The sequence below is a fragment of the Rhizobium sp. RHZ01 genome, from assembly GCF_014851595.1.
In the GTDB taxonomy this organism is placed as follows: domain Bacteria; phylum Pseudomonadota; class Alphaproteobacteria; order Rhizobiales; family Rhizobiaceae; genus Rhizobium; species Rhizobium altiplani.
Window position 1 is genome coordinate 453,311 of sequence record NZ_JACUZZ010000001.1, and the last position, 24,362, is coordinate 477,672.

At 61.3% G+C, this 24,362-nt stretch carries 21 protein-coding genes; 4 read left to right on the plus strand and 17 right to left on the minus strand.

From position 1 onward, the window contains the following. Positions 1 to 150: 150 nt before the first annotated feature. The 10 genes from atzF to IB248_RS02110 are packed head-to-tail and all read right to left on the minus strand — an operon-like array spanning position 151 to position 10,536. The gene (gene atzF, locus IB248_RS02065) at positions 151 to 1,980 is read right to left on the minus strand and encodes an allophanate hydrolase (protein ID WP_192240165.1); all 1,830 of its coding nucleotides are present in this window, start codon (positions 1,978 to 1,980) and stop codon (positions 151 to 153) included. After that, positions 1,977 to 2,330: a cupin domain-containing protein gene (locus tag IB248_RS02070; protein ID WP_025658502.1), complete on the minus strand. Its 354-nt coding sequence runs from the start codon at positions 2,328 to 2,330 to the stop codon at positions 1,977 to 1,979. Before IB248_RS02070 ends, atzF begins: the two co-directional genes overlap by 4 nt. After that, positions 2,323 to 2,991, minus strand: coding sequence for an isochorismatase family cysteine hydrolase (locus IB248_RS02075; protein WP_192240166.1), 669 nt, complete (start codon positions 2,989 to 2,991; stop codon positions 2,323 to 2,325). The genes IB248_RS02070 and IB248_RS02075 overlap by 8 nt, the downstream gene beginning before the upstream one ends. After that, positions 2,991 to 4,541, minus strand: a complete 1,551-nt coding sequence (locus IB248_RS02080; protein WP_192240167.1) for an ABC transporter ATP-binding protein — start codon at positions 4,539 to 4,541, stop codon at positions 2,991 to 2,993. Before IB248_RS02080 ends, IB248_RS02075 begins: the two co-directional genes overlap by 1 nt. Beyond that, positions 4,538 to 5,599 carry a ring-opening amidohydrolase gene (locus IB248_RS02085; RefSeq protein WP_192240168.1) on the minus strand — a complete coding sequence of 354 codons (1,062 nt, stop codon included), beginning with the start codon at positions 5,597 to 5,599 and terminating at the stop codon, positions 4,538 to 4,540. The genes IB248_RS02080 and IB248_RS02085 overlap by 4 nt, the downstream gene beginning before the upstream one ends. Beyond that, positions 5,599 to 6,300, minus strand: coding sequence for an isochorismatase family cysteine hydrolase (locus IB248_RS02090; protein WP_192240169.1), 702 nt, complete (start codon positions 6,298 to 6,300; stop codon positions 5,599 to 5,601). Before IB248_RS02090 ends, IB248_RS02085 begins: the two co-directional genes overlap by 1 nt. 9 nt (positions 6,301 to 6,309) lie before the next feature. Then, on the minus strand, positions 6,310 to 7,326 hold the full coding sequence (locus IB248_RS02095) for a formamidase (RefSeq protein ID WP_192240170.1): 1,017 nt from the start codon (positions 7,324 to 7,326) through the stop codon (positions 6,310 to 6,312). A gap of 10 nt (positions 7,327 to 7,336) precedes the next feature. Further along, entirely contained in the window at positions 7,337 to 8,263 is a 927-nt protein-coding gene (locus tag IB248_RS02100) for an ABC transporter permease (protein WP_192240257.1), read from the minus strand. Further along, positions 8,263 to 9,393: an ABC transporter permease gene (locus IB248_RS02105; protein WP_192240171.1), complete on the minus strand. Its 1,131-nt coding sequence runs from the start codon at positions 9,391 to 9,393 to the stop codon at positions 8,263 to 8,265. The genes IB248_RS02100 and IB248_RS02105 overlap by 1 nt, the downstream gene beginning before the upstream one ends. Positions 9,394 to 9,411: 18 nt before the next feature. Further along, entirely contained in the window at positions 9,412 to 10,536 is a 1,125-nt protein-coding gene (locus IB248_RS02110; protein WP_192240172.1) for a BMP family ABC transporter substrate-binding protein, read from the minus strand. Positions 10,537 to 10,855: 319 nt separating this feature from the next. On the opposite strand from IB248_RS02110, the gene IB248_RS02115 reads away from it, so the two are divergent. Beyond that, positions 10,856 to 11,533 carry a GntR family transcriptional regulator gene (locus tag IB248_RS02115; RefSeq protein ID WP_169679779.1) on the plus strand — a complete coding sequence of 226 codons (678 nt, stop codon included), beginning with the start codon at positions 10,856 to 10,858 and terminating at the stop codon, positions 11,531 to 11,533. A gap of 142 nt (positions 11,534 to 11,675) precedes the next feature. Beyond that, positions 11,676 to 13,604, plus strand: coding sequence for an adenylate/guanylate cyclase domain-containing protein (locus tag IB248_RS02120; protein WP_192240173.1), 1,929 nt, complete (start codon positions 11,676 to 11,678; stop codon positions 13,602 to 13,604). 180 nt (positions 13,605 to 13,784) lie between these two features. On the opposite strand, the gene IB248_RS02125 is transcribed toward IB248_RS02120, so the two are convergent. Then, complete coding sequence (locus IB248_RS02125; protein ID WP_192240174.1) at positions 13,785 to 14,684, minus strand: LysR family transcriptional regulator; 900 nt, start codon at positions 14,682 to 14,684, stop codon at positions 13,785 to 13,787. 90 nt (positions 14,685 to 14,774) lie between these two features. Here IB248_RS02125 and IB248_RS02130 point away from each other — a divergent pair, with 90 nt between their 5' ends. Together IB248_RS02130 and IB248_RS02135 are read left to right on the plus strand one after the other, a co-directional pair. Further along, entirely contained in the window at positions 14,775 to 15,479 is a 705-nt protein-coding gene (locus IB248_RS02130; RefSeq protein WP_192240175.1) for a haloacid dehalogenase type II, read from the plus strand. A 28-nt stretch (positions 15,480 to 15,507) separates the two neighbouring features. Then, positions 15,508 to 16,299, plus strand: coding sequence for an aldolase (locus IB248_RS02135; protein WP_192240176.1), 792 nt, complete (start codon positions 15,508 to 15,510; stop codon positions 16,297 to 16,299). A gap of 158 nt (positions 16,300 to 16,457) precedes the next feature. On the opposite strand, the gene IB248_RS02140 is transcribed toward IB248_RS02135, so the two are convergent. From IB248_RS02140 to IB248_RS02165, 6 genes are all read right to left on the minus strand, one after another. After that, positions 16,458 to 18,587, minus strand: coding sequence for a beta-galactosidase (locus IB248_RS02140; RefSeq protein WP_192240177.1), 2,130 nt, complete (start codon positions 18,585 to 18,587; stop codon positions 16,458 to 16,460). A gap of 106 nt (positions 18,588 to 18,693) precedes the next feature. Then, a complete protein-coding gene (locus tag IB248_RS02145; RefSeq protein WP_192240178.1) occupies positions 18,694 to 19,569 on the minus strand; it encodes a 2-hydroxy-3-oxopropionate reductase in 876 nt (291 codons plus the stop codon). After that, entirely contained in the window at positions 19,566 to 20,366 is an 801-nt protein-coding gene (gene otnI, locus IB248_RS02150; RefSeq protein ID WP_192240179.1) for a 2-oxo-tetronate isomerase, read from the minus strand. The genes IB248_RS02145 and otnI overlap by 4 nt, the downstream gene beginning before the upstream one ends. A gap of 10 nt (positions 20,367 to 20,376) precedes the next feature. Continuing rightward, complete coding sequence (locus IB248_RS02155; RefSeq protein ID WP_192240180.1) at positions 20,377 to 22,086, minus strand: ABC transporter ATP-binding protein; 1,710 nt, start codon at positions 22,084 to 22,086, stop codon at positions 20,377 to 20,379. Between the two features lie 10 nt (positions 22,087 to 22,096). Further along, positions 22,097 to 23,287 (minus strand): ABC transporter permease, encoded by a 1,191-nt coding sequence (locus IB248_RS02160; RefSeq protein WP_169679762.1) that lies wholly within the window; start codon positions 23,285 to 23,287, stop codon positions 22,097 to 22,099. Positions 23,288 to 23,297: 10 nt separating this feature from the next. Continuing rightward, on the minus strand, positions 23,298 to 24,284 hold the full coding sequence (locus IB248_RS02165; RefSeq protein ID WP_192240181.1) for an ABC transporter permease: 987 nt from the start codon (positions 24,282 to 24,284) through the stop codon (positions 23,298 to 23,300). Positions 24,285 to 24,362 lie beyond the last annotated feature (78 nt).

Below are 24,362 nucleotides of genomic sequence, written 5' to 3' on the forward strand. Positions count from 1 at the left end.
GGTTGAACCGACCGCGGTTACCTCCGAAACGGAGGCAGAGAGCGGCCGCATTGGCGTCGTGGCAACGCGGCCTGTTATCTTGGCAGCTGGCGCTGCCGTAACAGATGGTGAGAACTGCCCGGCTCTGCGATCCACAATTGCCGGGATTGATCAGCCTGCGCTTCGCGCTCTCCGGTCGGTGTCCGCCGCCACATAGTTGCGCCAGCCGCCATAGCTGGTGATGTCGGTGGCCCCTGTTATCCCTGCGGGCTCAACAAGGAAGCCTTTAGCCACAGTTCCGTCTGACAGACTGATTGAGCCGATTCCGAGAGGCGAGGGTATTGCCGCCACGAATTGCCCGAAGGCAGCGGGCGTCAAGCGCCAGACTTCCACGTCGATGCGGCCGCCTCTGCCGGCCTCGACACGGATCATTCCCGGCTTGGCGGGCACCTGGCCGGCAAGGGCATAGAGCCTGTAGGCATCCGATGTCTGCGCCTGCCGAGAGAACACGGCGTCGAGGTCGCGCAGTTGGACGTTTAGTTGCATGCCGGAGAGATGCGCACCGACGACAACGAGATCGATCATCCCATCCTCATCAATTCTCGCCGGTTTCGGAAAAGCCGGTGGCAGAGACCAGCTTGTCGCTCCCAGACTGACACCGGCTGCTTGGTGGATCTCTCGGGCAAGGGAGGCCGCCAGGCCATCCCGGCCGGACGGCGCCAGCAGGGTCACGCTCGCGGGGAGGCCGTCGGCACGCTTGCCAGTCGGCACGGCGATCCCGCACATATCGAGCAGATTGACGAAATTGGTATAGGTCCCAAGCCGCGAGTTCTCGCGGATCGGTTCGGCAGCAAGGTCGGCCAGCGTATAGTGGCTCGGGGCCGTCGGCACACAAAAGAGATCGACAGAATCGATGATCGGCAGCACTGTCTGCTTCAGAGCCTGAAGGGCGTAGAGACCATTGAAGGCATCGGCTGCGCTCAGCGCCTTCGCGCCACCATAGATCTTGCGTGTGACCGGATGGAAGCTCGTTTCGTTGGCATCGAAGAAGGCCTTCACCGCGGCATAGCGTTCCGCCACCCAGGCGCCCTCGTAGAGCAGATTGGCAACCTTGTAGAAATCGCCGAATGGCACTTCGACCACGCGATGGCCGAGCATCGTCAGCATCGCGAGCGCGTTCTCATATGATGCCTCCATGCGGGCGTCGCCAAAGAACTGGCGGTCTGCCTTTGCAGGAACACCGATGCAAAGGACCGGCGGAAGCGAGCCATAGCCGGATGCGGGTATGTCCTTCGAGTAAGCATCCGCCGCGTCGTAGCGCGCGGTGGTGTCGAAGACACGCCATGCATCATCGACGGTAAGGGCAAATATGGAAACACAGTCGAGCGTGCGGCAGGCCGGTATGACCCCCGCCGTCGAAAGGGCGCCGACGCTCGGCTTGAGGCCGACGATGTTGTTAAGTCCTGCGGGGATACGGCCGGAGCCGGCCGTATCCGTTCCGAGCGCGAAACTGACGATCCCTTGGGCGGTGGCGACGGCCGAGCCGGAGCTGGAGCCGCCGGGAACGAGGTTGGCGTCGATGGCGTTGCGAGGGATCGGGTAGGGCGAGCGGACGCCCACGAGGCCTGTTGCGAACTGGTCGAGGTTTGTCTTGCCGATGACGAGGGCCCCGGCCTGCTTCAGCAAGCGAACGACGGTCGCATCAACAGCCGCTACATAGGAATAGTCAGGGCAGGCAGCCGTTGTCGGCATGCCGGCGACATCGATGTTGTCCTTCACGGCAAAGGGGATGCCCCAGAGCGGCTTGGCCTCGGCATCAAACGGACCCAGCGCTTCCACTTCGGCAAGGAGCGCCTCGCGATCTGAGAGATGAAGAAAGATACCAGGATCGTTGACTTCGGCCAGGCGCGCAAACACCCGGCCAATGATCGTGTCGGGGCTTCCACCCAAAGCGTAGAATGCGTGCAGCGATGCGATGTCGAAAGCCGGTGCGCCGGTCATGCTATTTCCTCTTCCAGTATCCTAACGGGCCGATCCCATTGGATCAGCACCACGCAGCCGGTGTCACTCCACACGGAATGCTCGGTTCCAGCCGCATTCACGACATAGCTGCCGCGCCCATAGTCGCCGGCCTCATCGGATTGTGTGCCTTCCAGGACCAGGATGGTTTCGAGCCCCTCGTGTCGATGCCGCGGTACGGAGGCTCCGGCCTCGTATTTCAAAAGGGCGACCCCCGGCTGATCGTTTTCGAAAGGGCGGATCCAGTGGATCGTAACGTCCTCACGAAATGGAGAGAAAGTTAGCTCTTTCCAGCCACCTAGCGTCAGAAGCTCGCGTGTCGTCTCAGGCATGACCAATCGCCTCCAATATGTCGTCCACATGTGAAGTCCATCCAACGATCCCGCCCTGGGCGCGGATCATGGCGATGGCGGCATCCTTGAACTCGGGAAAATAGCTCTCGGTTGCTTCTTCGGCGAGAAGGCATTCGTATCCGCGATCATTGGCTTCGCGCATGGTCGTCTGAACGCAGACCTCGGTTGTGACGCCGGCAAAGACAAGCTGGCTGATGCCCCTCGCTTTCAAGATCTCGCCGAGTTCGGTCGCGTAGAATGCGCCTTTGCCCGGCTTCTCGATCACGATTTCGCCGTCGACGGGGGCAAGCTCCGCCAGGATCGCAGTACCGGCCTCTCCGGCAATCAAGATCCGTCCCATCGGCCCGTCATCGCCGATCCGAAGGGTTGGAGCGCCGCGGTTGCGCTTGGCGGGGGGCAGATCGGAAAGATCCGGCTTGTGGCACTCCATGGTGTGAATGACAGGCAGGCCGGCCTCGCGAAATCCCTCAATCAGCCGTTTGACGTCGGGAATGATCCTGGTGATGCGGCTGACATCGTTGCCGAGGCTTGCGCCGAAGCCGCCTGGCTCGGCAAAGTCACGCTGCATGTCGATGACGATGAGCGCCAGTTGGTCGGGCCTGGCCCGAAAGGCAAAAGGTTGTGCCTTGATGTCTGGCATCAGTGATGTCCTGCCATATGCGCGCCGATGACCGAGATATCGGCAGCGCGCGCCGGGGTTTCGTAGACCAGCTTGCCGTCCGAGATGACCATGATCCGGTCGGACATCTCCAACAGCTCGTCGAGATCCTCCGACAGCAGCAGCACGGCCGCACCGGAGTTGCGCGCCCTCATGATGCGGGCGCGGATTTCCGCGACAGCTGAGAAATCGAGGCCGAAGCAAGGATTGGCGACGATCAGGAGATCGACTTCGCCGGTCAGTTCACGCGCCAGCACCGCGCGTTGCACATTGCCGCCGGAAAGGGCTGCGATCGGCGAGGCGGAGGAAGCGGTCCTGACCTTGTAATCGGTGATCAGATCCGTCGCGCGTTTCTTCATCCTGCCCTTGTTGAGCCAGATCGCATCTTTTCCGTCGTTTTTCAGATCGAATGTACGGAAGGCAAGATTCTCGCTGACCGTCATGCGGGGCGCGCAGGCATTGTGCAGGGGCTCCTCGGGAATGAAGCGCACATTGTTCCGGCGCGTCTCCGGCCGGGTCGCGCCGTAGGCGTCGCCGTTGACAAGCACGCTGCCCGCCTCGGTCGGCCGCTGGCCGGCCAGGATCTCCGTCAGCTCCTTCTGGCCGTTGCCCGATATGCCGGCAATGCCGACGATTTCGCCGGAGCGAACCGTCAGGGTGTCGATTTCAATGGTTTTCAACCCCGAGCGATCCGGCGCCTTGACCTTTTCCACCTTGAGAACAGGCTTTGCCATCTCAGACACTGGCACGCGTGTATCGAGCTGGGCGAGCTTGACGTCGCCAATCATCATCGATGCCATCTCTGCGGTCGACAGCTGGTCGACCCCTCCGCCGCCGACCAGCTTGCCGCGCCGCAGGATCGAAACTGCGTCGGCGAACTTCGTAACCTCATGGAACTTGTGTGAGATCATCAGCACGGTCAGCTCGCCGCGATCCGTCATGCCGCGGACCAGTCCGAGCATTTCGTCCGCCTCGGCTGGCGTCAGCACGGATGTCGGTTCGTCGAGCACCAGAAAACTGCGGCCGAGATAGAGCTGCTTGACGATTTCGAGCTTCTGCTTTTCGCCAGCGGCCAGCTCGCTGACGGGGCGATCGAGCGGAATCTTGAACGGCATGTGCTCCATGAAGGCTGCAAGATCCCTACGCTCCTTGGCCCAGTTGATCACCGCGGGCACGGCAGCCCGGCTGATGACGAGGTTTTCCGCGCCCGTCAGCGACGGCACCAGCGTGAAATGCTGGTAGACCATGCCGAGCCCATAGGTTGCCGCATCCCTGGGGGAGGCGATCACCACTTCGCGCCCATCGACGGAGAGCGAACCCGAGGTTTGATGGCAGAAGCCCATGATGCACTTGACGAGCGTTGACTTGCCGGCGCCGTTCTCGCCGAGGAGCGCATGGAAGGTTCCGGCTGGGATATCGATCGATACGTGGTCGAGCGCCGTGAAACTGGCAAACCGCATCGTCATGTCGAGCGTCTGGATGCCGACGGCCTTGCCAGCCTGGGGAAGAGGCGTGTCGCGTACGATGCTCACTTCAGGTCTCCTTTTTCGACGATAATTGCGACCGGCCCGCCACCTGGCGGTCCCTGATGTTCGGCACCGCCCGATACGTATAAGTCGGTCATGCCGAAGACGCCGGCGAGCGCGCCGCCCACAAACGCGCGGGCATGGCGTGTGCCGGCGATATCGGAATCGTTCAGCATGGTATGGCGCTTGCCACCAACGTGACCGGACGGGTCCGGCTCGGCCTTGGCCAGCACGGCCGCGAGCCTTCCTTCCGCCGGCAGACGATCCCAGGCAGCGCGGACGGATCCAGTGTCTATCGCGTCCCGCATGACGGCATGGTCGATGGTGAGAGGCCCGGACCATTTTGCGCTCATGCCGAGTACAATGACCTCATGATCCAAGAGCTCGACGCCTGAAGAAGCCGAGGCGCATCGGGAATAGAGATCGAAGCGGCTACAGATGTCACTGTCGTCGATGGCGTCGATATCCACCTCGCCAAGTGCAACGGCAACGCCAAGTGCCGACGCGCCGCGTGACAGCGCCATTGATTTCAGCGTATCGCGCGTCGCCGTCGTCTTGCCGGCTGATTCCGCATCGGCAATCCGCTGAGAGGTCAGCAGCGGGCATTTGATCTGTACGAAGTGGACATCGGCGGTGTCCTCGATCCCGGCATCCCGGATGGCGGCTTTAACCGCCGCCGCCACCATGCGGACCTGTTCGCAGCGACCGAGTTGTTCAGGCGGCAGGGCAGGGGTGCGCGCCACGCCGATTGCCAGAGCCCCTTCTCCAGGCTCCTCGACCTGTTTGCGCGTGAAGATGGTCCAGTGAGGCGAGAGCGCGCCTTCCGTGCCGCCGGACATGACGATTGAGACGCCTTCTACATTCTGTTCATCGAACAGCCGCTCGAAGCTGCGTGTGGCGTAGCCGCGGGTGAAGTCGTTGACGCAGCCGTTGCCCTCGGTCTTGCCAAGCACGGCGACCACGTCGGAAGCGTCAATTCGGCCGGCAAACAGGGCTTCGACACCGGAGACATCGTCCGGACTGCCTGCCGGGACGCGAAAGACATGAGCACGCAAGGAGGGCATCAGGGAAGGGCCTCGATCAGGGTAGCCGCGTTGGACACAGATCCGAATACGCCGCCCTGCATCTTCACCATCTTGATGGCCGCGAGGTGGTTGCCATAGTCGGTGGCGCCGCAGCAATCCTCGAGCAGCAGGCACTCGAAGCCGCGATCGTTGGCCTCGCGCATCGTCGTGTGAACGCAGACATCGGTGGTGATGCCTGTCAGGATGATGTTCTCGATCCGCTTCTGGTTGAGGATCAACTCCAGATCCGTGGCACAGAAAGAGCCTTTGCCGGGCTTATCGATGATCGTCTCGCCCTCGATCGGTTTCAGCTCGTCTATAATATCCCAGCCCGGCTCCCCGCGAACAAGGATGCGGCCGCAAGGGCCGGCGTCGCCGATGCCAGCGCTAATACGCTGCGAGCGCCAGCGCTTGTTCGCCGGCAGGTCGGCGAGATCGGGCCGATGACCCTCCCGGGTGTGAATGATGTGATAGCCCTTGGCGCGCATCGCCGAAAGGACCCTCTTGATCGGCTCGATCGGTGCGCGCACGAGCGAAAGATCATAACCCATATGATCCACGTAGCCGCCTGGACCGCAGAAATCCGTCTGCATGTCGATGATGACGAGCGCCGTGTTGTCCGGCCTCAGCGCGCCGTTGTAGGGCCAGGCATAGGGATCGGCATTGATGTAGCGTCCCTTGTTTTCGACCATCGCATCCATCGTCTTCTCCTATTCGCCCGCAAGTTTGAAAGTCTCGCCATAGCGCCGCGCCGGCTTGTCGAAGCCGCAGGACGTGCCGTCGACGACCTTGACCTCATCTTCCCAGGGCAACCGGTACCGGCCCGCGATGAGATCGTGCATGTAGCTGTAAGGCGCGTCCCCCGCGCCACCGGCGACGGCGACATAACCGCGATGGCCGAACTGGTAGATATTGTTCTCGACGCCCCAGCTGCGCCGCGCCTCACGCACCAGGTCAGGGCGGACCTCGGCGGTGATGATCTCGTTCGGGCGACCGGACGTGCCGTGGGCGATGATCGTGCCGTCGAAATTGCAGATCATGCCTTCGCCCATGGAGTCGAACGTGCCGTCCGAACCGCACATGCAGACGCTGGCGGTCACCATCAGATTGCAGAAGGCGTTTGACTGGTTGGTGAACTTCCAGCTGTCGCGGATCGGAGCGGTATAGCCCGCTGTCCGGATCATGATCTCCGCGCCCTTGTAGGCGCACTCCCGGGCCATCTCCGGAAACATCCCGTCATGGCAGATGATCAGTGCGAGCTTCGCGCCTTTCGGTCCCTCGATCACCGGAATGCCGAAGTTGCCGGGCTCCCAGGGCTCGACCGGCACCCATGGATGCATCTTGCGATAATGGAGTTTCAGTTCGCCACTGTCGTCGATGACGATGCCCGAATTGTACGGCATCCCATCCGGATTGAATTCCATGATCGAGAAACAGCCCCAGATGCGGTTTTCGCGGCAGGCTCTCTTGAAGGCAGCAACCTCCGGCCCGTCGAGCGAACACATGATCTCGGGATTGATGTCCATCGACAGGCCATGCAGCGCATACTCGGGGAAGACGACCAGATCCATGCCTGCCTGGTTGCGACGGGCCTTGCCGACGAGGTCGACGATAACCTCTGTCTGCCTTGCAAGGTCCTCCCTGGTGACCGTAACGGGTAGCTGAAGCTGAACGAGGCCGATACCGACGCCATGTTCGGATTTGTTAAGGCCGCCGAGACCATTCATGGCAGATCCCCTATTTCGTGAGCGACAATGCGCCGGGGGCACCGGCGAGCGAACGTGTTGGTGAGGACGTGGCAATGAGGATGACGAGCGTCAGGACGTAGGGAGCCGCGTAGAACAGGTAGTAGCCCTGCGTGACGCCGACCGACTGCAAGGCAGGACCCAGTGCGCCGGCGCCGCCGAAGAGAAGGGCGGCCAGGAAGCAGCCGATCGGGTTCCAGCGCGCGAAGATCACCAGCGCCACCGCCATCAGGCCCTGTCCGGAAGAAATGCCTTCGTTCCAGGACCCGGGATAGTAGAGCGAGAGATAGGCCCCGCCCAAGGCGGCGAGCGACCCGCCGACGCCGGTGGCGAGCAGCCGGACACGATCCGGATTGATCCCCATCGCCCGCGCCGCATCGGTGCTGTCGCCGACAACGCGCAATACGAGACCGACACGGGTGTTCTTGAACCCCCACCACAGGAAGAGTGCCAGCGCGCCGCCCACGATGAAGAGCACATTGATGTTCAGTGCCGCCTGAACCTGCGGAAGGTTGGACCACGCACCGAGCGGGATCGACGGCAGATGCGGTGCTGCCGGCTGAATGAAGGGCTTGCCGAGAAAGAAGGCCAGTCCCAGCCCGAATTGCATCATGGCGATGCCGATCGCGATGTCGTTCACCTTCGGCCACTTGCAGATCCATCCGTGCACGAGGCCGAAGACGGTGCCGGAGCCCATGGCCGCCAGCACGCCGAGCCAGGGCGGGCCGGTAAGCACGGCGACCGCGTAGGCCGTCATGGCCCCGAAGACCAGCGTACCTTCGAGGCCAAGGTTGATGCGGCCAGAGCGTTCGGTGATGGTCTCGCCGAGGCTGACGAAGATGAAGGGTGTCGAGACGCGGATCGCGCCCGCAAAGATGGCGAGGGGTACACCCCAGATGCCGATGCCGCTCGCTTCCATCATGGGCTCCTTTTCCAGAGGTCGGGATTGAAGATCTTGAAGCGACCGTAGAAGGTCTCGCAAAAGAGGATGACGACGAAGAGCGTGCCTTGCAGCACCAGGACCGTTGCGTCAGGCAAGGCCATCCGGCGCTGGATGAGGCCGCCCGACGCATCGATGCCGCCAAGCAGGAAGGCGACCGGAATGATCGCCAGTGGATTGTGCCGCGCCAGGAAGGCGACGAGGATGCCGGTATAGCCGTAGCCCGCCGCCAGCGAGGCATTGGCGCTGCCTTGGACGGCGGCGACCTCGATCATGCCGGCAAGACCGGCGAAGCTGCCGGCGATCGCCGTGAAGCCGACGATCAGGCGGCCGACCGGCAACCCCTGTATCTGCGCGGCGCGAACATTGCCGCCGGCGATGCGCGCCGCGAAGCCATAGCTCGTGACCTCGATCAGCACCCACGAGATGATGCAGGCGACGACGCCGATTGCGAGCCCCCAGTGCACATCCATTCCGGGTATCTTGCCGAGCATGTATTCGGCGGGCAGGGGGGTGGTGGAGGGTTTGTTAAGGCTCGCCGGATCGCGCAGCGGTCCTTCGACGAACTGGTTCATGAGGGCGATGGCGATATAGGCGAGCAGCAGCGAAGAAATGGTCTCGTTGACCCCGCGATAGTGCCGCAGGAAGCCTGCAAGACCGATCCAGATGCCGCCGACGAGCATCGCCGCCGCCGCCATCAGCAGCAGAACGAGGAAGGCGGGCAGCGTTCCGACGAACGGCAATGCGGCCGCCGCCGCAGCAACGCCACCCAATACGACCGCGCCCTCGCCGCCGATGATGACGAGCCCGAGTCGCGCCGGCAAGGCGACGCAAAGCGCCGTCAGGAGAAGGGGGGCGGCCCGGCTGAGGCTGTTCTGGATCGAGAACCAGCTGCCGAAGCCGCCTGTGTACATCAATTGGAATAAGGTGACCGGCGATTTGCCGATCACGAGAATGAAGATGGAGAAGAGCGCCAGCCCGATCAGGATCGCGCCGCAACTGATGGCGACAGGTTCTGCGCGCCGTGCGACCCACTCAAGGATAGGTCTAACAACGGACGATCGTTGGGAAGCGATGGCTATTGCGGAGGTATTCGCCTCGACTGTCATGACGCTTCTCCCTCCGGATCAGGCCGTGGATCCGACGACGCCTTCCACGAGATACGCCATGCTCTCGAGCTCGATGGCATCTTCGGCATAGCTCTTGTCGGGCGTGACGGCGACGTTGCCCTTGTTGTCCTTGATCGGCCCCTTGAAGACGGAGAACTTGCCGGTCATCATTTCGGCAAGCGTTGCGTCGAACTTCGTCCGTCCTTCGGCTGGCACGGCAGGTCCGAGCGGGCTCATCTTGACGAAGCCATCCTTGAGGCCACCGCGCACGAAATTGCCGAGCTTTTCGCCGGCCTGCGCCTTCTTGACAAAATCGGTGTAGACGTTGCCCCACGCCCATTCGGCGCCGGTCAGATATTTTTCAGGAGCAAGCGGGCTCTGGTTTGCGTGGTAGCCGCAGACGAAGGCGCCGCGACCGGCTGCCGTCTCGACAACAACCTTCGGGCTGTCGACATGGCAGGTGATAACATCCGCGCCCTGGTCGATCAGCGCGTTGGTCGCTTCGGCTTCCTTGACGGCAAGCGACCATTCGCCCGTGAAGATGACCTGGCAGGTGATCGAGGGATCGACCGAGCGTGCCCCGAGCAGGAAGGCGTTGATGTTCTGCAGCACCTGCGGAATGGGCTTGGCCGCGACAAAGCCGAGCTTCTTGCTTTTCGACGTGTAGCCAGCCGCGACCCCGTTCAGGTATTGGCCCTGGAAGATATAGCCAAAATACGAACCCGTGTTTGCAGGGTTCTTGCCCTCCTGCCAGAGGCCGCCGCAATGGCGGAACTGCACATCCGGGTACTTTGCCGCCATCGCCAGCATATGCGGGTCGAAGTAGCCGAACGACGTCGGGAAAATCAGTGTCGCGCCATCGAGGTTGATCATCGACTCCATCGTCTTCTGGACATCGACGGTTTCGGGGACATTCTCTTCTTCTACGATCGTGACGCCCGGCAGGGCCTTCAGCGCCGCCGCCCCTTCGGCATGGGCCTGGTTGTAGCCGTAGTCGTCCTTGGGGCCGACATAGATGAAGCCGACGGTGAGTGCGGTCTGGGCGAGAGCGCGGCCCGACAGCAGGCCTGGCGTCAAGGCGAGTGCTCCGGCGGCGGAAACCTGCAGGAAGTGGCGGCGGTTCATGGAAAGGAGTTTGGTCATCGGAATGCTCCTTGCGGCCAGGGCCGGTTCGAAAAAAAACGTTGCAGAAAAGTGTATGCAATGACCGTGCCATATTCTAAGTAATTGAATTATCACACCAATATTAGCCGCACTGTTTTGCTTGTCCAAACTGTATGCAGTTTTACCGCCAGAATGACCAAAATTTAGTCTTTGATTACTATTCAATCATCAGCCTTGTCGTCGAGCCCTTCACAAAAGCTCGCTGGGGCAACGCAATGCCTCTAGAAACAAGAAGATAATTGACTTGTCGGCCAACTGGCGGCATCTGTATGCAGTTGACGCAGCAAGAATCAGGATTGTGACAGAGATCAAGCGCAGGCAGGTAATCAGGGCGGGCACGACCGTCGAGCAGATGGTTCGCGCCATCGCGGATATGATTGTGACCGGCCTTTTCGTTCCCGGCGAGAGGATGGATGAGATCTCGCTGGCCGCCCGCTTCGATGTCTCCCGCACGCCGGTCCGGGAGGCGCTGCGCGAACTTGGCGCCATGGGGCTGGTCGATCGTGAGCCCAACCGCAGTGCCGTCGTCGCGAACGTGACGGAGACTTATCTGCATTCGATGTTCGAGGCGATGTCGGAATTGGAGGCCATCTGCGCACGGCTCTCGGCCGAACGCATGACGGTCGATGAGCGACGCTCCCTCGAACTCGAGCATCGAGCCTCGGCAAAACTGGTGCACGCTGGAGCCGAAGAAGGCTATGCTGCGCACAACACGGAGTTTCACACTCGCCTTTATCGTGGGGCCCATAACGAGCACATCTTCGAATTGGCGACGCAAACCCGCGCACGACTGGCACCGTTCCGCCGGGCGCAGTTCCGCCTGCCCGGCCGCCTGGCCAAATCCTATGACGAGCACGATGTCATCGTGACGGCGATCATGCGTGGAGATGTGGCGGCAGCCGGTCAGGCAGCCTATTCGCACGTTGCTAATGTGAGTGACGCGAGCATAACATTCGCCACAGCGAAGAACGCCTGAGAAGCTGTGGCCGATCCATCTTGCTCAGGCCCGAAATCGGTGAAAGATAAGGCCGTGAAACGGATACAGCGACCTCAGAAATGGCCAAGGGCAAAGACACGACAGGATTTAGAAAGGTTGGCCTGAGGTGGAGGAAGTGAAAGTGTCTTCCTCGCGAAGCGATGCCGAGATGCCCTGGTCCCAGCCGCTACGCCTGCACCTCAGCATCGTGATCGTACTCCTGCTCGTAAGCGTCTGCACGCCGCTGATGTGGCTTACATACCAACATGGGCGATCATCCGCGATCGATGCCGCGCAGGAGAAGATGCGGCTGTTGAGCTTGCATGCGCTCGATCACTATCGCAGCGTCTTCGACAGCGGCTATTCCGCCATTGAGACAAGCTCCGCCCTGGCACCAATGGTATCGGCGCCGCCGGCGGAGCTCGACGCAAAGCGCGACTTCCTGCTGAAGGCGCTGCAGGGGTCACCGAAACTGGACAGCTTGTATGCCGGCTATCCGGACGGTTCCTTTATTCAGGCAGCCAGTGTCCTCACCAATCCGAAATGGAGCCAAGTCCTTTCAGCACCGTCCGGCACAGCATTTGCGCTGATCACCATTGGGCAATCCGCTGAAGGGATGACGTCCGCCTGGCGGTTCCTGGATGTCAACGGCAACCTGCTCGCCGAGCGCGACAGCAAAAACGTGACTTACGATCCTCGGCAACGGGTCTGGTATCGCGCTGCCGTTGCAAAAGATGGGCCCGCCTCGGTTGGCCCGTATGTCACCGCCGCGACGCAGTCACTGAGCCTGACGCTCGCCACGCCGATGGAAAAGGACAGGCGCGTCGTGGCGGGCGCAGACGTGCTTCTGGAAACCATCAGCAGCCTGCTGAACGAGGAAGCAATATCGGCACATGCACGTGGCTATGTTTTCGACGATCACCGGCGCCTGATCGTCCACTCCGACCCGACGATCATGGCTCTAATCCTCGAAACGCTCTCCAATACGTCGCGCGATGAAGTTGCTGCACCGTATTCAGGGGATCCGGCTTTCGACGCAGTCAGGCAACTGCTGCTGACGGAAGCCGGCACCAGGGGAGGCGTGGCGCATTTTTCGGTTGCGGGGGTGCCATACATGGCCCAGATCTCGCCGGTCGAGTTTTCCGGCCTGCTCAAGGGCAACACGCTCGTCATTGCGGCACCTGTCGACGATTTTGTCGGCCCAAGCAACCGCTTGCTGATCAAGACGCTGATGATTGCCGGTGCCGTTCTTGTTGCGGCTATTGTGGCAGCGCTCGTGGTCGCGCGGCTCATCAGCAATGCGCTCTTTTCTCTGGCTGCCGAAGCCAGGCAGATTGGGGATCTGGATTTCAAGGGACAAGGAGCCTACCGCTCCATGATCGCCGAGATCAACATTCTCGCAAACGCACTTGCCGCAGCACGTGACGCGATCCGTAATTTTTCTCTCTATGTGCCGCGGGAACTTGTACGCAAGATCGTCAGCGCCGGGAAAGTCGAAACCGCGGTTGCCTCGCGTCAGGACGTCACCCTGCTTTTTACCGACATCCGGGATTTTACGACAATTTCTGAGCAGTATTCCCCGGAAAGCGTTACTGCGCTGCTCTCGTCCTATTTCCAGTTGATGAACGATATCGTGGAGCAGCACAACGGAGTTATCGTCCAATATCTGGGTGACTCGATTTTCGGCATGTGGAACGCACCGGTGCCGGATCCTCAACACGTGCAGAACGGCTGTCGTTGCGCCCTGGCACTAAAGGCGGCGATCGATGAATTCAATATGGCTAACCGAGCCTCGGGGCGCCCGGAATTCATCACACGGTTCGGTCTTCATACCGGGCCGGCGGTTGTCGGCAGTGTTGGTGCGCGGACCCGTCGCCAGTACACGGCTATGGGCGATACGGTCAACGTGGCGTCCCGTCTGGAAGGCATGAACAAGCAGTTCGGCACCTCTATCCTCGCAAGCGGGGCGATCAGCGCAAAGGCAGGAGACGCATTCCGTTTTCGGTCTCTGGGACTGGCTCAAGCCAAGGGCCGCTTCGAACAGATCGAGGTGTTCGAGCTTGTTTGCTAGTTGAAAGCTCGTCGATCCTGCGCAGCAAAGTGCGACGTTGCCGTTGGCCGGTGTTCGATCCCGTGTTTGCCGGTATCGCCAGGTCTTATACGGTATCGTCTTTCCCGGCGGGTGAAGCCCGATGTTTCGGTCCGAGTGCGCGAAACGGCCTTGTGTGTGCTCACAGTAGTCAGGCCGAAATCAGTTCACGCGGGCGATCGGCGTTTTGGAGCTTCGCCTCAGCGCGGTCAGGTTCGCTATCAGAAAATCGGCCGTCTCCTTGACCGCCGGTTCCAGCTTCCTTGTGGCCGCGATCAGCGCAAGTTCGGACGCAGGTTCCTCCGCAAAACCGTCAGCACCGTTCAACGGCTGATGCTCGGGCAGTATCGCATCGACCGGAAGCAAGCTGATGCCGAGGCCGGATGCAACCGCCGCCTGAACTCCCATCAGGCCTTGGCTCGAATAGGCGATACGCCAACGTCGTCCGCTTTCCTCAATTGCCCGGATGGCCCTTTCGCGATAGATGCACCCGGGTGGGAACACCGCAAGCGGAATCGGATCGGTCCCGCCGGAAAGGGTTCGGCTACCCACCCAACTTAGCGGTTCCTCCCACTTGGCGATACAGCTACCATCGCCCGGCTCGCGCTTGATAAGGGCTAGATCGAGCTCTCCCGCTTGAAGAAGCCTTCGCAACTCGAAGCTCCAGCCGCTGATCGTATCGAGCCTCGTATGTGAAGTGGTCCGCGCAAAGCCGGAGAGCAGGTCAATCATCCGCCGCCCGGCAAAGTCTTCCGGAACGCCGAGCCGCACGGTCTTCGGAACCGGGACCGAGCGGCCCAGAGCTTCGTCTGCCTCCGCCAAGATCGACAGTATCCGCCGGGCGTAGCTCATCAGCAGTTCACCCTCCTCCGTCGTTCGCACACGGCCCGAAGCGCGGTCGCGGATGAGAAGCGTGCGTCCAAGATTGGTCTCGAGCTTCTTGACCTGCTGGCTGATCGTTGATTGCGTGAGGTGAACGCGCTCAGCCGCCCGTGTAAACCCGCCTGTCTCGACGACGGCGGCAAAAGTGCGCAGAAGGTCGAGGTCGAAACCGAAGCTCATTTGATTTTCCAATAATAAATATGGTGACATTTAATTTCCAAATGATCGCGCCCGATGTCAATCCTGCGTGGAAACAATCAGGAGACCGAGATGACACTTTCAGGACCGCACCCGAAATGGCTGACCTTCGATTGCTATGGCACCCTTATCCAGTGGGACGAAGGGTTGCTTGCGGCAATGGACAGGATTCTCGCGGGAAATAAGCATTCGATCGACCGGGATGCCTTCATTGCCGTGTACGACCGGCACGAGCATCGGCTCGAGGCGGAGCGTCCACACCGTTCGTTCCAGGATGTAAGCGCGGCCGCACTTGCGCTCGCGATGAAGGAATTCTCCCTCGAGGTATCGCCCGGCGACGCGGATCTTCTCACCTCATCCATCAGCCGCATGCCGCCCTTTCCAGAGGTGGTTGAGACATTGGCCAGACTGAAGGCGGCGGGGTTCAAACTTGCCATTATCTCCAATACGGACGATGCGATCATAGCCGGAAATGTCGCGCAACTCGGCGGTTGGGTCGATCGGGTGATCACGGCGGAGCAGGCCGGAGCCTACAAGCCGACAAAACAGATATTCCAATATGCCTGGCAAGAGCTTGGCGTCGAAAAGCAACAACTGGTTCATGTTTGTGCGAGCCCTCATCTCGATCTCGCTGCGGCGAGGGAGCTTGGCTTCAGAACGGTCTGGGTCGACCGCGGAACCGGCCGCAAGCCGCTTGCCGACTACGCGCCGGACGCAATTATTGCTCGACTTGACGAGCTTCCCGACTTGCTTTCCGCCGCAGGCTGGATGGAATAGGGCCAATTGTTTTTAGGGAGATTTTGTAATGGCCCATGAACTCAAGCGCGGACAGTCGGCGCCGGCAATACTGCGAAACACCGACCTCGACACGCAGGAGGTATGGCAGGCACGCGTGGATTTGGCCGCCTGTCTGAGGGCAGCCGCACGGCATGGCCTCGAAGAGGGGATATGCAATCATTTCTCCGCTCTTGTGCCGGGACATGCCGACCTCTTTCTTGTCAACCGGCTCGGCTGGGCCTTCGAGGAGGCAACGGCCTCCAGTCTCCTGATTTGCGATTTCGACGGCAATGTGCTGTCCGGCGATGGTGAACCGGAGGCGACTGCCTTCTTTATTCATGCCCGCCTGCACAAGATGGCGCCGCGCATTGGCGCGGCATTTCACACCCATATGCCGAATGCGACGGCGCTCAGCATGATCGAGGGGGAACCGCTTATCTGGGCCGGACAGACCGCGTTGAAGTTCTATGGACGCACCGCGGTTGACACGGACTATCACGGCCTTGCGCTCGATGAGCGGGAAGGCGATCGTCTGGCAACCGTTCTTGCCGACAAGGATATTCTCTTTATGAAAAACCATGGCGTCATGGTCTGCGCGCCTAACATCGCGGAGGCCTGGGACGATCTCTATTATCTCGAGCGGGCGGCGGAGGCTCAGTTGAAGGCCATGAGCACAGGACGACCCTTGCTGCCGGTGAAGCCGGAAATTGCCGCTGCCACTGCAAAGCAGATGCGGGAAGGCGACCCAGAAAGCGCCCGCTTGCACCTGGAAAGCCTCAAGCGCAGACTTGATGTGACGGCGCCAGACTATAGGTCGTAGAGAAGGACGGCGATCGCGCCGATGTTCGATAGGGCACCGGCGCGTCCTTCCGATCAGCGAAAAGACGCGGGGGCAAGATCGTCATGGGCCGATATACAACAGGCCCACCGTGCGACTTCCTCGAACTGCTGGCCGACCCGCGGCAGCCAAAGACCCGGCTACCATTGCGAAACGGACTTCGGACGGAGAGGGAGGATCAACACGTCGCGAGCCGACACCTCGATATTGCCGTCGCCATGGATATGGTCGACCGGCCAGACAGGTCCGGCGAAGTCGGGCTGGCCCAGGCCTTCGGCGAGCTTCACTTTCGTTGACTGAGATGTCCGTGTTGGATTGACCAGCCAGAGGAAGCTGCCTTTCTCACCCTTGTGTACTCTGGCAAAAAGATTGCTGTTATCGAGTGTCACGTGCTTCGCGCGGCCGCTCCAGGCCAGCAGGGCGGCGAAGAATGCGCCGTTCTTCTTTCCGTCGGTGCGGTAATAGGCGACCGAGGGATTGGTACCGATCAACAGCGTGCGGCCCTTGCCATATCTGTTCTCGACGATGGCAAGGCGGCCGTCCGTGAAATGGCCGCGGCCGGTCCCGCCGGTCAGGCGGTAGGATTGCAGAAGGCCGCCGCCGTCAACCGGAAGGCCGTCCATGTCGAAATGGATGCGGTCCCCGATATCGGGCATGAACTCGACTGTTTCCTCATGCACACCAAAGACCGCGTCGAGGCCAAGGTTCGGTTGCACGGTGCCCACACGACCGCGATCGCCAAAATAACCGGGACACGCCTCGGCGATCAGCGTACCGCCTTTTTCCACCCAGGCTCTCAGTTGCTCCGCCTGTTTCGCGGTGAACATGATGGGGTAGGGGAAATAGAGGAAATCATAGGCGTCGATATCGTCGATGTGTACCCAGTCCGGCTGGAGTCCGCTGTCGAGGAAGGCGCGATAGGCGCCCCACATGGCCTCCGGATAGGGCTTTTCCTTGCGGTCGTAGTTCAGCAGATAGTCCCATTCCTGGGTCTCGCGCACGACGAGGATGCCGATCTCGCCGCGTATAGGTTTGGTTTCCCAGAGGGCGGCCCGCGCCGGGTCGTTCGCCCATTTTGCTATGGCGCTTTGCATGTCCGAGCGGGACGTTCGCGAACCATCCATGCCATAGGCGCCGAAGGCGCCGAACAGCGGACCGTCGAGCAGTGGGCGCCAACGCAGGTTGAGCACGCCGCGCGCGCCTCCGGCAAGCGAAGTCATGCTCCAGATGCGGATATCCTCGGGCTCGGCAACGCGGCCGTCCTCCTTGTCGCGACCGATCACCTGGGGCTGCAGCCAGAGCGGCCCGCCCTGACGCTCGGCGTGCCAGAAGGGCTTGCCGCGGGCCGCAGCCCGATTGATGTCAACACCGTACCAGGTCTTCCAGGGCTCAGTGCCCTTGCGGGCCTGGATCCAGGTGAAGCCGTAGACCTCGACCTTGGAGGCGGCAAGCCAGTCGTCGCAGCCGTTCGACGCCATGTTGGGGATCGAGCCGGAGATGCCGTGTGCGGCGATGACGTTCTTTTGGTCGACGGCGCGGATGGTGTCGATGCGCCACTGCATCTGGTCGTAGAAATTGTCGCGCTTGAACTGCAGCCAGTCGATACATTCGGGGTAGGGCGCCATATGAGCCGGCGGCTCGATATCCGACCAATCGGCATAGCTGTAGCGATTCCAGGCCTTCGCCAGCACTTTCAGGCTGCCATATTTCTTCTCCAGCCAGATGCGGAAGGCAGCCTTGGCGTAGGAACTGTAATCGACATCGGCGGAATAGTTGCACTCGTTCCAGACATCGTAGCCGTAGATCGCTGGATGATCCTTGTAGCGGGAGGCAAGCGCCGTCAGGAATTTGCCGGCCGCTTCCTTCACCTCCGGGCAATTGAGCGTCAAGGCGCCCGCGCCGCCGCCATTGTTGGAAAAGCCGCCGGTTGCCGCCGAGACGCCCATGTAGGATCCGAGTTTCGTGCCGTCGGCATTGACCTGAAGAGCATCGGCGTATTTCCGCACCGCCCAGTCGGGCACGGCATGGATCAGTTCGGCAATGACCGTCTTGATGCCGTTCTTTGCGGCAAGGTCCATCTGGCGATCGTATTCCTCCCAGTCGTAGATGCCGGGTGCGGTTTCGATCGCGCTCCACATGAACCAGTGGCGGAAGATATTGAGGCCGTCTTCACGGGCCGTCGTGTAGTCGCGCTCCCAATCTTCGGGGGGCGGGTTGGACTTGCGGAAATAGACGGCGCCATAAGGGAACTGGATATCGTTTCTGAGCATTGTCCTGTCCTTTTCAATCACGTCCGGACATGCCTTCGGCGTCCGGAGACCCGCTCCGGTCAGGGCAAACGACGATGATGTCCGGGGTTGGTTTTGAGCGGTTCCTTTAGCGCGGACCTCCGGCAAGAAGATCGAGCGTTCGGATGAGGGCGGAATGGTCACGCTCGCCGTCGCCATTGGCAATCGCGGCGTTCATCAGCTGCTGCGTTGCAGCGGTGTTGGGTAGCGAGAGGTCAAGGGCGCGGGCAGCGTCGACGGCCAGTGTCATGTCCTTGCGGTGCAGACGGATGCGGAACCCCGGCTCAAAGGCTTCCGTGACCATGCGTTCGCCATGTACCTCGAGGATACGTGAGGAAGCAAAGCCGCCCATCAGAGCAGAGCGAACCTTGGCCGGATCGGCACCGGCGGACCGGGCAAAGAGAAGGGCTTCAGCAACCGCCTCGATTGTCAGTCCAACGATGATCTGGTTGGCGACCTTGGCCGTCTGGCCATCGCCGACACCACCGATCAGTGTGATATTCCTGCCCATCTTCTCGAACAGCGGTCGAGCGCGCTCGAAGACATGCTGCTGACCGCCGACCATGATCGTCAGGGAGGCGGCCTTGGCGCCGACTTCGCCGCCGGAAACAGGCGCGTCGAGATAGTCGCAGCCGAGTGCCTCGATGCGACGAGCAAAAGCCTTGGTGGCCACCGGCGAGATCGAGCTCATGTCGATGACGAGTTTGCCCTCGGTCAGGCCTGATGCCACGCCGTCTGGACCGAAAAGTACCGCCTCAACATCGGGCGTATCCGGCAGCATGAGGATGACGATGTCGGAGGCTTCCGCCACCGCCTTTGCGCTGGCTGCGGACTTGCCACCCCTGGCGACGAGCTGCTGGGAGTTTTCCTTCACTCGGCTCAGATGCAGCGTATGGCCGGCATCGATCAGGTGCTCCGCCATCGGGCGGCCCATGACACCCAGTCCGATAAATCCGATATTCATATCATGTCCACTTCGGCTGACTCGAGATAGGGTTTCATCCAGCCGAGGCCTTCGCTGGTGCCGGCCTTCGGCTTGTATTCGCAGCCGACCCAGCCATCGTAGCCAAGGCGGTCGAGTTCAGAGAAGATGAAACGGTAGTTGATCTCCCCGCTGCCCGGTTCGTTGCGGCCGGGATTGTCGGCGATCTGGACATGCGCGATCCTGTCGCGCAGGCGCGTGAAGGTCGGGATCAGGTCACCCTGCATGATCTGCATGTGGTAGAAATCGTACTGGATGTAGAGATTACCGGAGCCGACCTGGTCGAGGATCCGTTCGGCATGTTCCGTCGTCGACAGGAAGAAGTCGGGAATGTCGCGCAAGTTGATCGGCTCGATCAGCAGCTTCACGCCGACATCAGCGGCGCGTGCGGCAGCATATTTCAGATTGTCGACCAGAACCCTCTCCAGCACTTGGGGATCGGCGCCCTTCGGCACGAGACCGGAGATGACGTTGACCTGCGGGCAGTCGAGGGCCTTGGCATAGTCGAGTGCGAGCGTGACGCCGTTGCGGAATTCGTCGATGCGATCAGGCAGGCAGGCAATGCCGCGCTCGCCGCCAGCCCAGTCGCCGGAGGGCACGTTGAAGAGCGCCTGCTTCAGACCGCTTGCCTTCAGGGCGTCTGCGACCTTCTCCTTCGGCTCGGCGTAGGGACCGAGATATTCGAGCGCGCAGAAGCCGTCTTTTTCGGCGGCGGCAAAGCGGTCGAGGAAGGGAAGGTCCTGGTAGAGAAAGGAGAGATTGGCGGAGAATTTCGGCACTGGAAGGTCCTTATGCATTGGCAGGCGCAATGAAGCGATGCCGGTGCAGCATGCGCTTGTCGCGCGGATCGGGATTGGGAACGGCGGAGATGAGGCTCTTGGTGTAGGCTTCCTGCGGTGCGGTGCAAATCTGCTCGGCTTCGCCGAGTTCGACGATCCTGCCACGATGCATGACGGCGACGCGGTCGCAGAAGTAGCGAACCACGGAAATGTCGTGCGAGATGAAGATGAAGCTGAGGTTCAGGCGCTGGCGGATATCGAGCAGCAGATCGAGGATCTGGCTGCGGATGGAGACATCGAGCGCCGATGTCGCCTCGTCGGCGATGATGATGCGTGGATCGAGCGCCAGTGCGCGGGCAATGCCGATACGCTGCCGCTGACCGCCGGAGAACGCATGCGGATAACGCTCCATGCCCAATGGATCGAGACCGACAAGCCGCATGAGCTCGGCGACCCGTTGTTCCAACGCCTTGCCCTTGGCGAGCCCGTTGACGATGAGGGGATCGCCGATCACCTCCTTTACCGTCATTCGCGGGTTGAGCGAGGCGAAGGGGTCCTGGAAGACCAGCCGTACCTCGCGATGGAACCCGCGCAGTTCCTTCTTGCCGAGCTTCGTGACCTCGACCTCCTCTCCGCCCTTGCCGCGGTAGATGACGCTGCCAGTGGTCGGTTCGACAGTGCGCAGGATGAGCCGGCCGAGCGTTGTCTTGCCGGAGCCGCTTTCGCCGACGATGCCGAGATTTTCGCCCGGATAGAGATCGAAATTGACGTCGTCGACGGCACGGAGCGTGTTGGCGTTGCCGTGCCAGCCAAAAGTCTTGCCGAGATTGCGCACCGAAAGGACCGCCTTCGGCGCCTCAGCCGACAGCGCGATTGCCGGCGACCTGCCTTCGACGTGATGGGTGAGCTTGACTGTCGAGGCGAGGAGCTGGCGCGTATAGGGATGTTCGGCCGCGTGGTAGATCGGGTCGACCGGGCCGCGCTCGACGATCTTTCCGAAACGCATGACAGCGACCTCGTCGGCGACTTCGGCGACCACGCCCATGTCATGGGTGATAAGCAGCATCGCCATGCCGCGCTCCACCTGCAGGCGCTTGATGAGATCGAGGATTTCAGCCTGGGTCGTGACGTCGAGCGCCGTCGTTGGCTCGTCGGCGATCAGGATATCGGGATTGCCGGCAAGTGCCATGGCGATCATGGCGCGCTGGCGCATGCCGCCCGAGAATTCAAACGTATAGCGATCGGCCATCTTTTCGGGATTCGGGATTTCGACCTGGCGCAGCAGTTCGACTGTACGGGCGCGCGCCGCCGCCTTGTCGAGGTTGCTGTGCAGGCGTACGGCTTCGACGATCTGCGAGCCGATAGTGTGGACCGGTGACAGGGAACTCATCGGCTCCTGGAAGATCAGGCCGAAGCGTCGGCCGCGAATTGCCCGCATGGCGCTGCTGGCAGGTGAAAGCGTCGCGATATCGGTGATGGCGCTGCCATTGCGAAGCAGGATCCGGCCGCCGACGACGCGTCCGGGGCTGTCGACGATCTGCAGCAGCGAGCGGGCGGTGACACTCTTGCCGGAGCCGCTTTCACCAACGAGGCAAAGTGTCTGGCCCCGCTTGAGCTGGAAGCTCACATTTTCGACGGCGTGCAGGATATGGGTGCGCAGCCGAAAATCGATCGAGAGATTCTCGACGGACAGGACAACGTCATCGGGAAGGTCGGTCATTGCTTCCTCCTCAATTGTCATAGGGGTCGGCGGCGTCGCGCAGGCCGTCGCCAAAGAAGTTGAACGAGAGCACCGCGACGACCACTGCCAGCGACGGCCAGATCAACAGCCAGGGTGCGGTGGCGACCGTGCGGATGTTTTGAGCGTCCTGCAGCAGCACGCCCCAGCTGACCACAGGCGGCTTCAGACCGATGCCAAGGAAGGAGAGAGATGTTTCCGCGACGATCATCGTCGGCACGGCGAGCGTCACGACGGCGAGGATATGGCTCGTCAGCGACGGCAGGATATGGCGGAAGATCAGCCGCGCTTCACTTGATCCGTCGAGCCTTGCCGCAGTCACGAAATCCTCGCTGCGCAGGGCCAGGAAACGACCGCGCACTTCGCGGGCAAGGCTTGTCCAGCCGAGCAGCGAGACGATGATCGTGATGACGAAATAGACACTGACCGGCGACCATGTCAGCGGGATCGCCGCCGCGAGCCCAAGCCAGAGCGGAATGGTCGGCATGGCACTTACCACCTCGATGATGCGCTGGATCAGTGTATCGACCCAGCCACCGAAAAAGCCGGAGATCGAGCCAAGTACGACGCCCAGGATCAGCGACATGGCAACGCCGACAAGCCCGATGGACATGGAGACGCGGGTGCCGTAGATCAGCCGCGAGAGCACGTCGCGGCCGAGGCGGTCGGCGCCGAGGAGATACATTGGATCGTTCGGGTTGATCGGGCCGATCAGGCGTCTGCTCATCGGGATGAGGCCCCAGAGCTTGTAGGCCGGGCCTTTGACGAAGAAGCCGATCGGCACGACCTTCGTATCGTCGACGACGAAGGTGCGCCTGAGCGCCACCTTGTCGATCTCGACCTTGTAGCCCTTCACATGAAAGTTGAACTCGGAGCTGCCGTCGGGCCTGGTCACGAAGAAACTCAGGCCCTGCGGCGGCGCATAGGTAAATTGCGGCTTGGAGGTCGAAGGCAGCCCGGGGGCCAGGAATTCGGCGAAGAGGCCGACGAGATAAAGCAGGAGAATGATAACGCCGGCGACCATCGCCACCTTCTGGCGGATCAGCTTGCCGGCGATCAACCGCCAGGGACCGACTGCGGCGGTCGAGACCGTCTTGCCCTGCTTCAGTGGGCTGATCGACGGACCATCGGCAACGATATGAAGAGGGCCGGTATGGGTTCCGAACGTTTCGTGCGTGCTCATCGGCCTCTCCTCAATCGAACCGGATGCGCGGATCGAGCAGCGCAAGCAGCAGATCCGACAAAAGCATGCCGACGAGGGTCAGCGCGGAGAGCAGCAGAATGAAGCTGCCGGCGAGGTACATGTCCTGCGCGACCAGCGCCCGGAAAAGCAGGGGGCCGGAGGTCGGCAGGTTGAGAACGATAGCCGTGATCGTCACGCCCGAGACAAGATGCGGCAGCACCCAACCGATCGCCGACACGAAGGGGTTCAGCGCGATGCGAACGGGATATTTGAGGATGACCTTGTATTCCGGCAGGCCCTTGGCGCGGGCGGTAATGACGTAAGGCTTGTGCAGTTCGTCTGTCAGGTTGGCGCGCAGGATGCGAATCATCGCCGCCGTTCCGGATGCGCCGATGATGATGATCGGGATCCAGAGATGGGTGAGAAAATCGCCGATCTTGGCGAGGCTCCAGGGTGCTTCTGCATATTCGGGCGAGACCAGCCCGCCAACACTCAGGCCAAGATACTTGTAGGCAATATACATCAGCGTCAGCGCCAGGATGAAGTTTGGCACGGCAAGGCCGATGAAGCCGAAAAAAGTGAAGACGTGATCACCGATGGAATGGCGGCGCACGGCAGAATAGATTCCGATCGGCAGTGATACGATCCAAACGAAGAGGAGGCTCAGCAGCGAGATGACCAGCGTTGAGCCCATGCGCGCCCAGATCAGGCCCGAGACGGGCTGGTTCCATTCAAAGGACCAGCCGAAGTCGCCGCGGCTGACAATTCCCCACATCCATTTCAGGTACTGGACGTAGAAGGGGTCGTCGAAGCCGTAGATCTGTTTCAACCGTTCGATCTGCGCCGGATCGACGGCCTGGCCGCTGTCACTCATCGTCGCGATCATCGAGGTGAGATAGTCACCCGGCGGTAGCTGGATGATCAGAAACGAGATCAGCGACATGCCGAACAGGGTCGGTATCATGTAGAGCACGCGCCTGAAGATATAGCCAAGCATCGGAATGTATCTCCTCCCGTTGAGAGCGCCCCTGCGCCTTCGTCGGATATTCATCCGCTCTCGGCCGGCAGCGGCCGA

What these genes read in the sequence shown, in the direction of transcription:
- IB248_RS02070 (WP_025658502.1), bottom strand. Translation starts at nt 2,330, where the DNA reads ATGCCTGAGACGACACGCGAGCTTCTGACGCTAGGTGGCTGGAAAGAG.
- IB248_RS02140 (WP_192240177.1), bottom strand. Translation starts at nt 18,587, where the DNA reads ATGCTCAGAAACGATATCCAGTTCCCTTATGGCGCCGTCTATTTCCGC.
- IB248_RS02095 (WP_192240170.1), bottom strand. Translation starts at nt 7,326, where the DNA reads ATGAATGGTCTCGGCGGCCTTAACAAATCCGAACATGGCGTCGGTATC.
- IB248_RS02085 (WP_192240168.1), bottom strand. Translation starts at nt 5,599, where the DNA reads ATGCCCTCCTTGCGTGCTCATGTCTTTCGCGTCCCGGCAGGCAGTCCG.
- IB248_RS02105 (WP_192240171.1), bottom strand. Translation starts at nt 9,393, where the DNA reads ATGACAGTCGAGGCGAATACCTCCGCAATAGCCATCGCTTCCCAACGA.
- IB248_RS02155 (WP_192240180.1), bottom strand. Translation starts at nt 22,086, where the DNA reads ATGACCGACCTTCCCGATGACGTTGTCCTGTCCGTCGAGAATCTCTCG.
- atzF (WP_192240165.1), bottom strand. Translation starts at nt 1,980, where the DNA reads ATGACCGGCGCACCGGCTTTCGACATCGCATCGCTGCACGCATTCTAC.
- IB248_RS02160 (WP_169679762.1), bottom strand. Translation starts at nt 23,287, where the DNA reads ATGAGCACGCACGAAACGTTCGGAACCCATACCGGCCCTCTTCATATC.
- IB248_RS02145 (WP_192240178.1), bottom strand. Translation starts at nt 19,569, where the DNA reads ATGAATATCGGATTTATCGGACTGGGTGTCATGGGCCGCCCGATGGCG.
- IB248_RS02125 (WP_192240174.1), bottom strand. Translation starts at nt 14,684, where the DNA reads ATGAGCTTCGGTTTCGACCTCGACCTTCTGCGCACTTTTGCCGCCGTC.
- IB248_RS02090 (WP_192240169.1), bottom strand. Translation starts at nt 6,300, where the DNA reads ATGGATGCGATGGTCGAAAACAAGGGACGCTACATCAATGCCGATCCC.
- IB248_RS02100 (WP_192240257.1), bottom strand. Translation starts at nt 8,263, where the DNA reads ATGGAAGCGAGCGGCATCGGCATCTGGGGTGTACCCCTCGCCATCTTT.
- IB248_RS02130 (WP_192240175.1), top strand. Translation starts at nt 14,775, where the DNA reads ATGACACTTTCAGGACCGCACCCGAAATGGCTGACCTTCGATTGCTAT.
- IB248_RS02135 (WP_192240176.1), top strand. Translation starts at nt 15,508, where the DNA reads ATGGCCCATGAACTCAAGCGCGGACAGTCGGCGCCGGCAATACTGCGA.
- IB248_RS02110 (WP_192240172.1), bottom strand. Translation starts at nt 10,536, where the DNA reads ATGACCAAACTCCTTTCCATGAACCGCCGCCACTTCCTGCAGGTTTCC.
- IB248_RS02075 (WP_192240166.1), bottom strand. Translation starts at nt 2,991, where the DNA reads ATGCCAGACATCAAGGCACAACCTTTTGCCTTTCGGGCCAGGCCCGAC.
- IB248_RS02165 (WP_192240181.1), bottom strand. Translation starts at nt 24,284, where the DNA reads ATGCTTGGCTATATCTTCAGGCGCGTGCTCTACATGATACCGACCCTG.